Consider the following 16,147-nt stretch of genomic DNA (forward strand, 5'->3'; position numbering starts at 1 on the left):
AAGGCGCTTGAGAGAACTCGGGTGAAGGAACTAGGCAAAATGGTACCGTAACTTCGGGAGAAGGTACGCTCTTATCGGTGAAGTCCCTTGCGGATGGAGCTGACGAGAGTCGCAGATACCAGGTGGCTGCAACTGTTTATTAAAAACACAGCACTGTGCAAAATCGTAAGATGACGTATACGGTGTGACGCCTGCCCGGTGCCGGAAGGTTAATTGATGGGGTTAGACTTCGGTCGAAGCTCTTGATCGAAGCCCCGGTAAACGGCGGCCGTAACTATAACGGTCCTAAGGTAGCGAAATTCCTTGTCGGGTAAGTTCCGACCTGCACGAATGGCGTAATGATGGCCACGCTGTCTCCACCCGAGACTCAGTGAAATTGAAATCGCTGTGAAGATGCAGTGTACCCGCGGCTAGACGGAAAGACCCCGTGAACCTTTACTACAGCTTGGCACTGAACATTGACCCTACATGTGTAGGATAGGTGGGAGACTTTGAAACCGCGTCGCTAGATGTGGTGGAGTCGTCCTTGAAATACCACCCTTGTAGTGTTGATGTTCTAACGTTGGTCCCTGAATCGGGATTACGGACAGTGCCTGGTGGGTAGTTTGACTGGGGCGGTCTCCTCCCAAAGAGTAACGGAGGAGCACGAAGGTGGGCTAATCACGGTTGGACATCGTGAGGTTAGTGCAATGGCATAAGCCCGCTTGACTGCGAGAATGACAATTCGAGCAGGTGCGAAAGCAGGTCATAGTGATCCGGTGGTTCTGAATGGAAGGGCCATCGCTCAACGGATAAAAGGTACTCCGGGGATAACAGGCTGATACCGCCCAAGAGTTCATATCGACGGCGGTGTTTGGCACCTCGATGTCGGCTCATCACATCCTGGGGCTGAAGTCGGTCCCAAGGGTATGGCTGTTCGCCATTTAAAGTGGTACGCGAGCTGGGTTTAGAACGTCGTGAGACAGTTCGGTCCCTATCTGCCGTGGGCGTTGGAAGATTGAAGGGGGCTGCTCCTAGTACGAGAGGACCGGAGTGGACGAACCTCTGGTGTTCGGGTTGTCATGCCAATGGCATTGCCCGGTAGCTAAGTTCGGAATCGATAACCGCTGAAAGCATCTAAGCGGGAAGCGAGCCCTGAGATGAGTCTTCCCTGGCGCTTTAAGCGTCCTAAAGGGTTGTTCAAGACTAGAACGTTGATAGGCAGGGTGTGTAAGCGCTGTGAGGCGTTGAGCTAACCTGTACTAATTGCCCGTGAGGCTTAACCATACAACACCCAAGGGGTTTTGATGGACTCATAGATACAAACGCTTGAATGAGTTTGAAGAGAACAGAAACAGCTTTCCAGATTTTAAGAATTTGCTTGGCGACCATAGCGTTGTGGACCCACCTGATTCCATGCCGAACTCAGAAGTGAAACGCAATAGCGCCGATGGTAGTGTGGGGCTTCCCCATGTGAGAGTAGGACATCGCCAGGCTTTGATTTAGTTATTTGCTACGCAAATAACAACCTCAACAGTGTACTAATCTGTTGATGACAATTTGTTGGAGGGATGGCTGAGTGGTCGAAAGCACCGGTCTTGAAAACCGGCAACCGTTAATAGCGGTTCTAGGGTTCAAATCCCTATCCCTCCACCACCATTGAAAAGCCCGCTGAGAAATCAGCGGGCTTTTTTCATTTCTGTCGTATCGAAATTCAAGTAACAAAAAAGAGCACTAGCGTGCTCTTTTATGTCATTCTATCTATATAACTGTCTCTGATAGCTAATCCGTTAAATATTTCCCTTCTGCAACCTGCCAGAACGCTCGAATGAGTGGGTTATCTAATTGCGCTCGCTTACAGCATACGCCTAATTCAAAGGGCTTGATCGGTTCTATCTTTAAGCGTTCAACCTTATCTCTTACTGGGCTGTTATTGATCACCACATCTGGGGCAATTCCAATACCACACCCAAGCGCCACCATACTAACGATCGCTTCATGTCCAGATACCTGAGCATAGATATTAGGTTTGATTTTCAGCTTCTTAAACCAGGCATTGGCGCGCTCACGAGCTGTGCCTGCTTCTGGGATGATGAATGGCAGATCATTCCAATCGATGTGTTCAGACTGTAGTTGTTGGCTGAAGCTACTGACTCCTGCTGGAGAGATAACAGATAGCGGGATATCACTAATCGTTTCAAACTCCAGGCGTGATGGAAGAATATCTGGCTTTGCGGAAATAGCGATATCGACTTCGTCATTGAGGATCTTATCTATTGCTTGAGCTGGGTCGCCCGTTGAGAGTTTAAATTCAATATAAGGATGGAGAGCTCGAAACTCAGTAATTAACTCAGGCAAATGACTATAGCTTGCTGTCACTGAACAGAAGATTCGAATCTCACCTTTCAGCTCTTGCTCTCCGCCCTTTAAATGAAGGTTGTACTGTTGCCATTCACTGACAATATTGAGTGCAACGGGAAGCAGTTGTTTTCCTGCTGGAGTGAGGTCGACACTACGGTTATCTCGAATCAGCAGCTCTTGCCCTGTTTCATCTTCGAGTTTCTGTATTTGGCGACTTAAAGCTGATGGGCTGACGTGCATCGCCGCCGCAGTCTTGCTGAAGTTTTTGCTGTCACACAAATGTATGAATAACTGTAATGATTTTATGTTCATATACTACGAATGTTTCCACGTTGCATTAATTGCAATAACTAATTGTGAATATATCACTTTAAGCAACCGCATGTCTGTTTTAGTATGAACTCATTCGGTAACAAAGCTACCGACCTCAACGGAAAAATTCTTAAAAGGAGCGCCCAGATGGCTAACTATTTCAATACTTTAAACCTACGCGAGCAGCTAGACCAATTAGGTCGTTGTCGTTTCATGGACCGCAGTGAATTTGCAACTGAAGCGGATTACCTGAAAGGTAAGAAAGTCGTTATCGTTGGTTGTGGTGCTCAAGGCCTGAACCAAGGTCTAAACATGCGTGACTCTGGCCTGAACGTAGCGTACGCACTTCGCCAGGCTGCGATTGACGAGCAGCGTCAATCTTACAAAAACGCAAAAGAGAACGGTTTTGAAGTAGACAGCTACGAAAACCTAATCCCTGAAGCAGATCTAGTGATCAACCTAACTCCAGACAAACAGCATACAAACGTTGTTGAGACAGTAATGCCTCTAATGAAAGAGGGTGCTGCACTAGGTTACTCACACGGCTTCAACATTGTTGAAGAAGGCATGCAAATTCGTAAAGACCTAACGGTTGTTATGGTTGCACCTAAGTGTCCAGGTACAGAAGTACGTGAAGAGTACAAGCGTGGCTTCGGTGTTCCGACTCTTATCGCCGTTCACCCAGAGAACGATCCAAAGGGTGAAGGTTGGGATATCGCGAAAGCATGGGCTGCTGGTACTGGTGGTCACCGTGCGGGCTGTCTAGAGTCTTCATTTGTTGCTGAAGTGAAATCGGACCTAGTGGGCGAACAGACTATTCTATGTGGTATGCTACAAGCAGGTTCTATCGTTTCTTACGAGAAGATGGTTGCTGAAGGTATCGATCCGAGCTACGCAGGTAAGCTTCTACAGTACGGTTGGGAAACTGTTACGGAAGCACTAAAGTTTGGTGGTGTGACACACATGATGGACCGTCTATCAAACCCAGCGAAAATCAAAGCGTTCGAGCTTTCTGAAGAGCTAAAAGATCTAATGCGTCCACTGTACAACAAACACATGGATGACGTAATCACAGGTCACTTCTCTAGCACTATGATGGCTGACTGGGCAAACGACGATGCGAACCTACTAGGCTGGCGTGAAGAGACAGGTCAAACTGCATTCGAAAACTACCCTGAAGGTGATGTTGAAATCTCTGAGCAAGAGTACTTCGACAACGGTATCCTAATGGTTGCAATGGTTCGTGCTGGTGTTGAGCTAGCGTTCGAAGCAATGACTGCATCTGGCATCATCGATGAGTCTGCATACTACGAATCTCTACATGAGCTTCCACTAATCGCAAACACGGTTGCTCGTAAGCGTCTATACGAAATGAACGTAGTAATCTCTGATACAGCAGAATACGGTAACTACCTATTTGCTAACGTAGCTACGCCACTACTACGTGAGAAGTTCATGCCTTCAGTATCTACAGACGTTATTGGTAAAGGTCTAGGTGAATCATCTAACCAAGTAGACAATGCTCGTCTAATCGAAGTGAACGAAGCTATCCGTAACCACCCAGTTGAGTACATCGGTGAAGAGCTACGTGCTTACATGAGCGACATGAAGCGCATCGCAGTAGGCGGCTAATTAGCATCGCAAGAATTTAGAGAACTCCAAAAAAATTGGAGTCATAAATAAAAAACACAACATCTAATTAAAAGGCTTGGTCGCCGTTGACCAAGCCTTTTTGTTTTTACAGAGCTCGCTAACTTGCTCCTGAAGATGTGGACGATGTATGTCTTCACAATCACGCCTTAAAGCAATAGAAGAGTATTGCTTGGAATATACTTTCCAGAATACAAGCGAATAAAAAAGGGTTGATGCTTACACATCAACCCTTTTGTATTTCTGTATTTACGCTTACTTGTCAGCTAGCTTCGCTTCTAGATCTGCTAGTTTTTGTTCCATCTCAGTCAGCTTCTGACGTGTACGCAGTAGAACCTGAGTTTGAACATCGAACTCTTCACGGCTGACAACGTCTAGCTTGTTTAGTTGGCCTTGGATAACTTGGCGAACCTTTTGGTCCACATCAGAACCTAGCTCTTTCACTGGCTGAGGCATAGAGTCATGGATTTGTTTCGCAATCTGCTCTAGTTTTTTTGGATCAAACATATCAATTAAAACTCCTGATTATTTCCTACTATTCTATTTAATCGCAGTGGAGATGTCGCCTGTGGCGTATAAAAAAAGGTCACCGAAGTGACCTTTTTGCGATTAACGTGAAACTTGAGGTTAGTTGTTGTCCGCTAACTCACGGTGTGCCGCTTTCGCTTCATCGACACGTGCTAGTTTCTCTAAGTCTTTATCTTCAACAAAAACCGGTAGTGGTTTGTGTTTCTCTGCTAGGTAGCTGTAGATAACAGGCAACACGAACAGAGTGAAGATAGTACCAATTGCTAGACCAGCAACGATAACAATACCGATACTGAAGCGTTGAGCAGCACCTGCACCACTTGCGTACATCAGTGGGATAAGACCTGCGATCATCGCTGCAGTTGTCATCAGGATAGGACGTAGACGAACCTTCGCCGCTTCCATTACTGCTTCAATACGTGATTTCTTGTTGTGCAGTTGCTCTTCTTTTGCCACCTCACAGATCAAGATACCGTGCTTGGTAATCAGACCAACCAGTGTGATCAAACCTACTTGTGAGTAGATGTTCATGGTTGCTGCACCCCATGCAAGGGCAATCAACGCACCACAGATCGCCAGTGGTACCGAAACCATGATAACCAGTGGATCCTTCACTGACTCGAACTGAATCGCCAGTACTAGGAAGATGATCGCCAGTGCTAGACCAAATGTTGCGTATAGCGCGCTACCTTCGGTTACGTACTGGCGAGCCTCACCCATGTAGTCATGGTTGTAGCCACTTGGTAGTTTGGTCTCTGCAATGTTCTCAAACCATGCAATCGCATCACCCATCGCAGCGCCTGGAGCCGGTACTGCACCAATCGTTGCTGAGTTCAGTTGGTTGAAGTGAGGAAGAGAGCGAGGCTCTGCCACCACATCAATGGTAATCAAACTGCCCAGAGGAACGGCTCTGCCATCAGCTGCACGTACGTAGTAGTTGTTCATCGATTCAGGGTTCAGACGGAACTTACGTTCAACCTGTGGGATAACTTCGTACGAACGACCATTCAGGTCGATACGGTTTACGTAACCATCTGACATCATAGTACCTAGCGTGATACCGATATCTTGCATTGTCACGCCGTAAGCACCCGCTTTGTCTTTATCGATGTTGATCTTCATGGTCGCTGAGTCGTAGTTCAGATCAAGATCTGAGTAAACGAATAGCGGATTTGAAGATACTTCTGCCAGAATGTCAGTTGTGATCTGGAAAAGGCTCTCAAAGCTGTTTGGTGTTGTAATAACAAACTGAATTGGAAGACCTGAACCTGCACCTGGAAGCTCTGGCATTTGGAACGCCGTTACTGCCATTCCTGGAACATCTTTAACTAACTCACCTACACGGTTAGCAACGTCAGACTGACTGGTTTCACGCTCACTCCAAGGCACCATAGATGCAATACCAAAAGCTTGGTTTGCGTTTGGCACACCAGTAAATACCTGAGCGTACGCTACTTCTGGTTGATCAGATAGAATCGTGTTGACGTCGTTCATGGTGTTTTGCATGAAGTCTAGGTTCGCATTCGATGGTGCGGTACCCATAAGCATGATTACACCTTTATCCTCAGATGGCGCGAGCTCACTCGGGATAAATTTGAACAGCATTGGCAGACTTGCAAATACGATGATAGCGAAACCAATGAACACTGGACGATGCTGCATTACCGCACCAAGCATGCGCTCATAGCGATTCGTCATGCCATCAAGAACATTGTGTACCTTCTGCTCAAACTTGCTTGGCTCAGCGTGAGCTTTAAGCATTTTTGAACACATCATCGGAGAAAGTGTCAGTGCTACGATACCCGATACAAATACCGAACCGGCAAGTGTTAGTGCGAACTCTTTAAATAGTGAGCCCGTAATACCGCCCATCATCGCGATTGGCGCATATACCGCACCTAGCGTCAGTGTCATTGCAATAACTGGAACCGCGATTTCACGAGTACCGATGATTGCTGCACGAAATGGCGATTCACCAAGCTTGATGTGACGGTCGACGTTCTCAAGGACAACGATCGCATCATCTACCACCAGACCGATAGCGAGTACCATCGCCAGTAGCGTCATCAGGTTCCATGAGAAACCCATCGCCTGCATTACCATTGCCACACCGATTAGAGACAGTGGAATAGTAACGATCGGAATCAGTACTGCACGGAACGAACCTAGGAACAGTGTGATAACGACCAGTACGATCAAAGCCGCTTCAAGAATGGTTTTAATAACCTCTTGAATAGACTCATTGATTGCAATAGTCGAGTCATACATCACGTTCATCGAGATGTTGCTAGGTAGGTTCTTCTCTAGTTGAGGAAGAAGCTCAAGTACATCTGCTGCAATGTTGATCGGGTTTGCACTTGGTGCTGCGTTAATCGCTGCAACAACCGCTTCCTGACCGTTGGCACTTGCTCGGTAAACATCGTGGCTCTTCTCTAGAGAAACCTTAGCAATGTCAGATAGACGGATAATTTCGCCTTCGCCGCTTCGTACTACAAGATTCTCTAGCTCTTCAACATTGGATACTTGGGTATCAGCACTACCGTTATAAAGTACGAACTCACCCGTCGCTTGGCCCGTCGCTGATTGGTAGTTGTTGGCGTTCAGTACCGTCATCACATCGCTAGCAGTTAGGTCAACTGCCGCCATTTTTGATGGGTCTAGCCATACGCGTAGGGCGTATTTCATACCACCATATAGGTCAACCTTAGATACACCGTTTACCGTAAATAGCTGCGGGTTGATTACACGCTCTAGGTAGTCGGTAATCTGGCTCGAAGCCAATTCATCACTGGTAAAGCCAATGTACAGTACCGCCGTTGTCGAACCCGTAGACATGGTTACAGTTGGATCTTCTGCCTCTTTTGGAAGCTGGGAACGAACCGAGTTTGTCTTGGCCAGTATGTCAGACAGAGCTGCGTTTGGATCTGTGTTCAACTTCATGTTTACAGTAATGGTAGAGCTACCAAGAACCGAAGATGAAGTCATATAGTCGATGTTATCCGCTTGAGCAACAGCTTGCTCAAGAGGTTGAGTAATAAAACCTTGGATAAGATCGGCACTCGCACCGTAGTAACTCGTGGTAACGGTTACTACGGTATTCGTCATTTCTGGGTATTCACGCACCTGCATCTTGAAGATTGCTTGCAAACCAAGCAGAGCTATCAAGAAGCTGATGGATACCGCTAGAACTGGACGTTTAATAAAAACATCAGTAAAGCGCATTGTGACTCCAATTATAACTGAGGTGTTTCAGAAGGTGGTGTGATTGCATCACTCTCAACGACTTTCACCTTGGCACCATTACTTAGACGAACTTGACCTGACGTCACGACTACATCACCCGCTTTCACACCTTCAAGGATGTGTGCGACGTCTGTAGTACGTTCACCTACTTTTACTACGTGTTGTGTAACGCGCTTCACGCCATTTTCTTCAGTCAAGATGTAAACATTGTCACCGTATAGAGTGAAAGTGATCGCTGTTTGAGGCAGCGCAACTTGGTTCTCTAAAGTCGGTAGAATGATGTTTGCACGAGCGAACATACCGCTACGTAGCTTGCCATCACTGTTTGGAATGTCTGCTTGAACTTGAATCAGACCACTTTGCACGCTTACTGCTGGCTCGATAGCGCTGATTGAACCTTCAAACGGTGTCTCTGGGTAAGCATCAACGAAGATATCAACCGCTTGGCCAACATTGATTCGTGAGATGTCTGTTTGAGAAACCGTGAAGCGCAGACGCATCACACTGGTGTCTTCTAGACGAACAATATCAGTACCAGATTGAAGGTATTGACCTAGGTACACATTACGAATACCCACTGTACCGTCGAATGGTGCGCGAATTTCACGACGAGCGATCGAAGCTTTTAGGCTCTCAATATCAGCAGATAGAGAGAAGTAGTTCGCTTCTGCTTCATCGTATGCTTCTTTTGAGATAGACCCTTTCTTGAATAGGCCTTGGTAACGCTTGTACTTAGCTTGTGCTGCCGGTAGTCGCGCTTGAGAGCTCTTCAGATTTGCTTTCTCAACGTCTGAATCTAGACGTACTAATAGTTGGTCGCTCTTAACCTCAGTACCTGACTCAAAAGAGATTTGGTCGATAACACCGCTGGTTTCGTTTGCCAGTGTTACACCTTGGTTTGGCTCGATGAAACCGATAGCTTCGATTACTGGAACCCAGTCGATCGGTTGAACGTCAGTTACCGTTACCGGGAACTCAGGCTCAGGTCGGTTTGCCATGTACTCAGCAATTTTTTGTTGTTTGAACATGTTGAACCCAATAACGCTGCCAAAAAGAAGCACAGCAATGAGTAACATGAAGAAAGTCCACTTTTTCATTATGGTCAAAACTCCGATCAGTGTTTAATTATTGCGTCCCAGCTCGCTTCAATGGCAGCTTCTAAAGCCTCATCATCGAGTTGGTAAAAACCTAAAGAATGCTTGCGGGCGAGTGACACACTTGCCGCTAAGCTCAGTCCACCTAATACTTCATTATCAAGTGGTTTAAATAGCCCTTGCTCTTTGCCTTCGTTAAACAACAGCTCAACTTGGGCAAACATTTTTCTTTCTAGTTCCCTGAAAGTTTTACTATTTGTTACAGGTAAAGAGTCATATTGAACGCGGTTTTTGATCGCCGCTAAGTTAGTGCCAGCCAGGTTCCATATGTTGAGCCACATGGTTCTGTAACGTTGCTTAATCGGTGCGGAGTCGTCTACCCCGAACTGAACCGCTTCTGCTATACGTTGTGTAACCTGAATGCGCACTTCTTCAATTAAGTGCTCTTTATCATCAAAATAGCGATATATAGTGCCTGCAGCGACGCCTGCTTCTTTCGCCAACTTCTGCATTGAAAGGCCTTGAAAACCTTCCGCAGCAATCAGTGTTTCGGCGGCAGAGAGTATCTGTAAGCGCTTATCCTGAGAGGTATGATTGGTCATAATCTCATCACTAGTGAATGAACGTTCATTCATTATAGCTCAAGAACCATACATTTGTGCAAGTAAGTTTTATACAAAAAGCGTAAAAATCTTGTATAAGAGAACGTAGCATTCAAAACATTGCAGCATTATTATAGGCGCGAATTCCAATTGACCCCTGAGATGACATCGAGAATCTAATGAGACTGAACCCAAGACAAGACGAAGCCGTGAAGTACGTATCGGGCCCCTGCTTAGTATTAGCGGGCGCTGGATCGGGTAAAACACGTGTTATCACCAACAAGATTGCTTACTTGGTTCAGGAGTGTGGCTACAAGGCGCGAAACATTGCGGCTGTGACTTTCACCAATAAAGCAGCTCGTGAAATGAAAGAGCGTGTTGGACAGACATTAGGTAAGAATGAATCTAAGGGGCTGATCGTTTCGACCTTCCACACTATGGGTTTGAACATAATCCGCCGTGAATATAAGGCGCTTGGCTTAAAAGCGGGCTTTTCCCTGTTTGATGATCAAGACCAGCTTGCTCTACTCAAAGAGCTAACGGAAAAGCAGATTGATGGTGATAAGGATCTTCTGCGCCAGCTTTTGAGCACCATCTCAAACTGGAAAAATGACATGCTCACGCCAGATCAAGCAAAAGCGCGCGCCAAAGGTGAGCAAGAGCAGCTTTTTGCTTTCTGTTTTGAAATGTACCAAAAGCAGATGAAGGCGTATAACGCGCTCGACTTTGATGATTTGATTGCAATGCCAGTATTGCTGCTGAAAACCAATCAAGAAGTGCGTGAGCGTTGGCAGTCTCGTATTCGTTATCTACTGGTGGATGAGTATCAAGATACCAATACCAGCCAGTATGAGTTAGTACGTCTGTTGGTCGGTGAACGTGGTCGTTTGACCGTGGTAGGTGATGATGATCAATCGATCTACTCATGGCGTGGTGCGAAACCGCAAAACTTGGTGCTACTAGGTGAAGACTACCCGAACCTTCGTCTAATCAAGCTAGAGCAGAACTACCGCTCAACCAGTCGTATTCTGCGAGCGGCCAATATCTTGATCGCCAATAACCCGCACGTTTATGAAAAGTCTCTTTTCTCTGAGATCCCAGACGGCGAAAAGCTCAAGGTACTCAACGCTAAGAATGAAGACCATGAAGCAGAGCGTATTACCGGTGAGATCATCGCACACAAATTCTTAAATCGTACCGAATACAAAGATTATGCGGTGCTCTACCGAGGTAACCATCAATCGCGCTTGATTGAAAAAGCGCTGATGCAGAACCGTATTCCTTACAAGATCTCGGGTGGCACGTCATTCTTCGCTCGTGCAGAGATTAAAGATATCATGGCTTATCTACGGGTGCTGGTGAACCCAGATGACGATAATGCCTTTCTACGCATTGTGAACACCCCGCGTCGTGAGATTGGCCCGGTGACACTCGAGAAGCTGGGTAGCTATGCCAACATGCGTGGAAAGAGCTTGTTTGAAGCGAGCTTTGAGATGGGCTTGGAGCAAACACTGACAGGTCGAGGGCTAGAGAACCTACGCCGCTTCACCGATTGGATTGTGCGTATCTCAGATAATGCAGAGCGTGGTAATACGGTTGATGCCGTCCGCTCTTTAGTTCGTGACATTAATTACGAAGATTGGTTATACGAAACGTCAGCGAGTCCGAAAGCGGCAGAAATGCGCATGAAGAACGTCTCTGATCTCTATAGCTGGATTGTGGCTGACCTTGAGGGTGACAACTACGATAAAGAAGAGAAGACATTGAGAGAAGTGGTTCAGCGACTGACTTTGCGTGACATGATGGAGCGAGGCGAAGATGACGATGATGCCGACCAAGTACAACTGATGACTTTGCACGCCTCTAAAGGTCTTGAGTTCCCGTATGTCTATCTGATGGGGGCTGAAGAGGGAATTCTTCCTCACCAAACCAGTGTTGATGAAGGTAATGTCGAAGAAGAGCGCCGATTGATGTACGTGGGTATTACCCGAGCTCAGAAAGAGCTGACCTTTACTAAATGTCGTGAGCGTCGCCAATTTGGTGAGTTGATCAAACCAACGCAGAGTCGCTTCTTAGATGAATTGCCCCACGATGATGTTGAGTGGGAGACAGTGAAGAAACCTCAGTCGCAAGAAGAGCGTATGGAGAAAGGCCAAGCGCATATCGCTAATATCAGAGCGATGTTTAATAAGAAATAAGCGGAAAAACAAAAAGGAGACCATGTGGTCTCCTTTTTTAGAATTTTGGTTTGCTTACAGACCAGCGATCATGTGCTCGATAGCGTCTTTGATCTCATCGTCTGAACAGTCCATACATGAACCTTTCGCTGGCATCGCGTTGAAGCCGTTGATTGCGTGGTCCGCTAGGATGTCTCGGCCTTGAGCAATACGAGGTGCCCAATCCGCAGCATCACCAGTCTTTGGTGCGCCACTTACGCCAGATGCGTGACAAGCAATACAAAAAGTACCGTAAACAGTTGCGCCATCACGAGGACCAGTTGGTTCTGCTGCAACAGGTTCGCTACCAACTAGGTAAACTTGTCCAACGGGCTTGATGCGCTCAGCAATAGCGTCATGCTCTGCTTGGCTCAGTTCTGATGCGACCGCTGTCGTTGAAAAAGTCACTGCTGCGATGACAAGGCTTAAAATTCGACGAGACATATCCATTAAACTCACTTTACATTCCCAAGGTAAGTACGTGCCTACCAATTATAGTGTTAGAGGGGTGTGTTGATTTTAGTTGCAAAAAGCGACTGTTAAATCAATGTAAATAATGGGTGATTATATCCCGATAAGTTGTTGCAATAAACAACAACTTATAGGCAATAGGGGGTTCTAGTACTCAAATAAGGGGTTTATCACATATTAACTGTCGAAAAAGAGAGCAAACGAGAAAAAAAATAAAAAAAGTACTAGACGACCTAGGGTGATATACGTATTATTCCACTCCGCCGACAGGGCATGCGCCTGTAGCTCAGCTGGATAGAGCGTTGGCCTCCGGAGCCAAAGGCCGAAGGTTCGAATCCTTTCAGGCGCGCCATCCGGACACTTGTTTCAACAAGTGAGAAATTGGCAAGAAAGAAACAATGGTGGCTATAGCTCAGTTGGTAGAGCCCTGGATTGTGATTCCGGTGGTCGCGAGTTCGAATCTCGTTAGCCACCCCATTTTTCTTTTAAAGAATATCGGTAGCTTCGGCTCCCAGTTCTGATAAAATCGGAACAAAACATAAGTCGGTGAATAGCGCAGCTTGGTAGCGCATCTGGTTTGGGACCAGAGGGTCGGGGGTTCGAATCCCTCTTCACCGACCACTATTTCAATAATCGCTTTGGCGGTTATACAAAAAAATTAGTGGTGGCTATAGCTCAGTTGGTAGAGCCCTGGATTGTGATTCCGGTGGTCGCGAGTTCGAATCTCGTTAGCCACCCCATTAATTTTGTCGGTGAATAGCGCAGCTTGGTAGCGCATCTGGTTTGGGACCAGAGGGTCGGGGGTTCGAATCCCTCTTCACCGACCACTTTTAAGAAAGCTCATCAGAAATGATGAGCTTTTTTTCTATTTGGCGAAAATATAATGGTGTTTGCGGGGGCTGGAACGCCAGCCCGGTGAAAGCCCAGTCGCATCGCCTCCCTTTTCACTGACTATTACAAGAAAGCCTCAACTAGCCGTCCCGTCAGAAATGGCGGTCTTTTTCATATCTGAAATATATTAGAGGCTTGCACACTACCCTTTAGAAACTTGCCTGATCCACATCTCTTATCCTGTCATCCTTAACAGAGTTTGCCATCGATCTCTTTGAAAAACGCACAATCAGTGTTCTCTATCTATGGTGTTTAAATGCACTTAAAAGCATATGAACACCATCAAGTGGATAGGGTTTGCCCTAATTCTGTGCTAAGGCGAATAATTTATTGAAGTGGTTGATGAAACTTTGCACTAATATTAAGCGTAGTTGCCTTTTTGGGGCGTTTATCTGATTAAGAAAATGTTCTTTTTCTGGAGTTGGTGGGTGATTTATCACCAAACCTTATTGAGGAGATGTTTTATGAATTAGATAGCTTCACTTAACCTTATTGAGGTAAAGGTAAGACTATTGCCTACGGTGATTTTTCCTTTCAAATCTCTAGTATCCCCGAAATATTACTGCCTTTTTTGAGTAGATCTTACTATCAATTCTGTAAATAAATTTTGGTTTAAACTTCTGTTTTTGTGATGTTATTTGGATTAAGTGGCGGTTATTTTCACTAAAATTGGTTTATGTTTCTATATTGTTAATCGTTTTGTGGGATAATTATTCATCTAAAGTGACTAAGGGTAAAAAGTGCTTTAACGGTCTGAAAATCTTATACAAGCATATGTATAAAGGCGTTTGCTTGGCTTTTCTAATACGAAATAAGTGCTGAATTCTTCTTACTATATGCTTATCAAATGAATAATTATATGGTGTTTTTGCTTGCTTGACGTTTAATGTCGACTTTTTATCCTATTTTTGTTGCTTTTCTGTGAATTATTTGCCAAATTGTCATCCGTATAAAATATCAGAACATTATTCTGGTAAGAATGGATTCAATTTTGCAGACAGGGCAGAAAGCTGCCAAAGCAGTAGAGGTCTGGTAATGTCACTTTTAGAAGTAAAAAACCTTCGTATCGAATACCCATCTCGTCATGGTGTGCACGCTGCGGTGAAATCACTCTCGTTCAACATTGAGCGCGGAGAGATCGTGGGTGTAGTAGGGGAATCTGGTGCTGGTAAGTCAACGGTTGGTAACGCGGTTATCGATCTATTGAGCCCTCCAGGCCGCATCGCGAGTGGTGAAGTTTTCTTAGATGGTGAGAAAGTATCAGGTTTATCACCTGAAGATATGCGTAAAGTACGCGGTTCAAAGATCGGGTTCATCTTCCAAGACCCGATGACATCTCTTAACCCTCTTTTCACCGTTGAGCAGCAACTGAAAGAAACGATTCACGCTAACATGAACGTTTCTGATCAAGAAGCCTATGAGCGTTCCCTTGACTTGATGAATCAAGTGGGTATCCCGCAACCAGAAAACCGTCTGAAACAATATCCCCACCAATTCTCTGGCGGTATGCGTCAGCGTGTGGTTATCGCAATTGCACTGGCAGGTGAGCCAGATCTTATTATTGCCGATGAACCAACCACAGCACTGGATGTATCGATCCAAGACCAAATTCTAGGTCTGATTCGTGAATTGTGTATCAAGAAGAACGTAGGTTGTATGTTGGTAACGCACGATATGGGTGTGGTTTCTAACGTAACCGATCGCGTAGCGGTAATGTACCGTGGTGACTTAGTTGAGTTTGGTCCAACGGCGCAAGTTCTTGGTACTCCTGAGCACCCATACACGCACAGCTTGATCTCTGCGGTTCCACGTTCAGATCGCAAACTCGATCGCTTCCCTCTAGTGAGCTACATCGAAGAAGCGCACGAGATGGAACCTCTGGATGTTAAAAACCACTGGTTGGGTCAAAGCCAAGATCACCGTGAATACACCGGTCCATTATTGAATGTGGAAAACGTAAACCTGCGCTTTACCACTAAAGATTCGTTCTTCGAGAGCCGTCGCGAGTACGTTCAAGCTTCAAACAATGTGAGCTTTGAAGTGCATGAAGGTGAAACCTTTGGTCTTGTAGGTGAGTCTGGCTCTGGTAAATCGACAATCGCACGTGTGATTGCTGGCCTGTACGCACCAAACTCAGGCAAGGTAACGTTTGAAGGTGTTGACTTAACTAGCCTGAAGTCTGAAAAAGAGCGCCGTCCAATGCGTCGTCAGATGCAGATGGTGTTCCAAAACCCTTACACATCAATGAACCCTCGAATGAAGATATTCGACATCATTGCTGAGCCTATCCGTTTCCATAAGCTGACTCGTAACGAGAATGAAACGCGTCAGATCGTACACGATCTCTTAGATCACGTAGGTCTGGGTAAGATGGCTGGTGTTAAGTACCCACATGAATTCTCTGGTGGCCAGCGTCAGCGTATCTCTATCGCTCGTGCTCTGGCAACTCGTCCTCGTCTTCTGATCTGTGATGAACCAACGTCGGCACTGGATGTGTCGGTTCAAGCGCAAATCCTTAACCTACTAAAAGACCTACAGGATGAGCTGAACCTAACCATGCTGTTCATCAGTCACGATTTACCGGTTATTCGTCAGATGTGTGACCGAGTGGGTGTGATGCAGATGGGCACGTTGCTTGAGGTCGCGCCGACCGAGCAGTTGTTCCAATCACCTCAGCATGAGTACAGCAAACAATTGATTTCTTTAATGCCTGAATTTACAGGCTTACGAGAAGAAAAAGCAGTGGCGAACGCCGCGGTATAAATGTAAGCGGGTGAGGTTGAGCTCGCTTTAAAAATAA

The 16,147-nt window shown here is 45.9% G+C and carries 9 protein-coding genes, 6 tRNA genes and 2 rRNA genes; 11 read left to right on the forward strand and 6 right to left on the reverse strand.

Annotation, left to right across the window (positions count from 1 at the left end):
* The 3 genes from AC6R05_RS16840 to AC6R05_RS16850 all read left to right on the forward strand — a co-directional run.
* A 23S ribosomal RNA gene (locus AC6R05_RS16840) occupies window positions 1-1,266 on the forward strand; the annotation flags it as partial.
* A 93-nt stretch (window positions 1,267-1,359) separates the two neighbouring features.
* Window positions 1,360-1,475 (forward strand): 5S ribosomal RNA (rrf, locus tag AC6R05_RS16845).
* Between the two features lie 69 nt (window positions 1,476-1,544).
* Window positions 1,545-1,635 (forward strand) — tRNA-Ser (locus AC6R05_RS16850).
* A 126-nt stretch (window positions 1,636-1,761) separates the two neighbouring features.
* Here the strand turns inward: AC6R05_RS16850 and ilvY are convergent.
* Window positions 1,762-2,652: an HTH-type transcriptional activator IlvY gene (gene ilvY / locus AC6R05_RS16855; protein ID WP_150870594.1), complete on the reverse strand. Its 891-nt coding sequence runs from the start codon at window positions 2,650-2,652 to the stop codon at window positions 1,762-1,764.
* Between the two features lie 147 nt (window positions 2,653-2,799).
* On the opposite strand from ilvY, the gene ilvC reads away from it, so the two are divergent.
* Window positions 2,800-4,284 carry a ketol-acid reductoisomerase gene (gene ilvC, locus AC6R05_RS16860; RefSeq protein ID WP_285466793.1) on the forward strand — a complete coding sequence of 495 codons (1,485 nt, stop codon included), beginning with the start codon at window positions 2,800-2,802 and terminating at the stop codon, window positions 4,282-4,284.
* Between the two features lie 273 nt (window positions 4,285-4,557).
* On the opposite strand, the gene ubiK is transcribed toward ilvC, so the two are convergent.
* From ubiK to AC6R05_RS16880, 4 genes are all read right to left on the reverse strand, one after another.
* Window positions 4,558-4,809 (reverse strand): ubiquinone biosynthesis accessory factor UbiK, encoded by a 252-nt coding sequence (gene ubiK, locus AC6R05_RS16865; RefSeq protein WP_032551009.1) that lies wholly within the window; start codon window positions 4,807-4,809, stop codon window positions 4,558-4,560.
* A 120-nt stretch (window positions 4,810-4,929) separates the two neighbouring features.
* Window positions 4,930-8,052, reverse strand: coding sequence for a multidrug efflux RND transporter permease subunit (locus tag AC6R05_RS16870; RefSeq protein ID WP_152467921.1), 3,123 nt, complete (start codon window positions 8,050-8,052; stop codon window positions 4,930-4,932).
* Window positions 8,053-8,063: 11 nt separating this feature from the next.
* Window positions 8,064-9,170, reverse strand: coding sequence for an efflux RND transporter periplasmic adaptor subunit (locus AC6R05_RS16875; RefSeq protein ID WP_500648088.1), 1,107 nt, complete (start codon window positions 9,168-9,170; stop codon window positions 8,064-8,066).
* A gap of 17 nt (window positions 9,171-9,187) precedes the next feature.
* Entirely contained in the window at window positions 9,188-9,769 is a 582-nt protein-coding gene (locus tag AC6R05_RS16880; RefSeq protein ID WP_150870724.1) for a TetR/AcrR family transcriptional regulator, read from the reverse strand.
* Between the two features lie 179 nt (window positions 9,770-9,948).
* Here AC6R05_RS16880 and rep point away from each other — a divergent pair, with 179 nt between their 5' ends.
* Window positions 9,949-11,967, forward strand: coding sequence for a DNA helicase Rep (rep, locus tag AC6R05_RS16885; RefSeq protein WP_032551015.1), 2,019 nt, complete (start codon window positions 9,949-9,951; stop codon window positions 11,965-11,967).
* Window positions 11,968-12,021: 54 nt separating this feature from the next.
* On the opposite strand, the gene AC6R05_RS16890 is transcribed toward rep, so the two are convergent.
* Window positions 12,022-12,435: a c-type cytochrome gene (locus AC6R05_RS16890; RefSeq protein ID WP_032551017.1), complete on the reverse strand. Its 414-nt coding sequence runs from the start codon at window positions 12,433-12,435 to the stop codon at window positions 12,022-12,024.
* Between the two features lie 296 nt (window positions 12,436-12,731).
* On the opposite strand from AC6R05_RS16890, the gene AC6R05_RS16895 reads away from it, so the two are divergent.
* The 6 genes from AC6R05_RS16895 to AC6R05_RS16920 all read left to right on the forward strand — a co-directional run bounded on the left by AC6R05_RS16895 (window position 12,732) and on the right by AC6R05_RS16920 (window position 16,110).
* A tRNA-Arg gene (locus AC6R05_RS16895) sits at window positions 12,732-12,808 on the forward strand.
* Between the two features lie 49 nt (window positions 12,809-12,857).
* Window positions 12,858-12,933 (forward strand) — tRNA-His (locus tag AC6R05_RS16900).
* Window positions 12,934-13,000: 67 nt separating this feature from the next.
* Window positions 13,001-13,077, forward strand: a tRNA-Pro gene (locus AC6R05_RS16905).
* Between the two features lie 43 nt (window positions 13,078-13,120).
* Window positions 13,121-13,196, forward strand: a tRNA-His gene (locus AC6R05_RS16910).
* A 10-nt stretch (window positions 13,197-13,206) separates the two neighbouring features.
* Window positions 13,207-13,283: transfer RNA gene (locus AC6R05_RS16915), tRNA-Pro, on the forward strand.
* A 1,099-nt stretch (window positions 13,284-14,382) separates the two neighbouring features.
* On the forward strand, window positions 14,383-16,110 hold the full coding sequence (locus tag AC6R05_RS16920) for a dipeptide ABC transporter ATP-binding protein (protein ID WP_500648089.1): 1,728 nt from the start codon (window positions 14,383-14,385) through the stop codon (window positions 16,108-16,110).
* The last annotated feature ends 37 nt before the right edge of the window (window positions 16,111-16,147 follow it).

The organism is Vibrio sp. R11-SG3-ISO9, assembly GCF_059834255.1.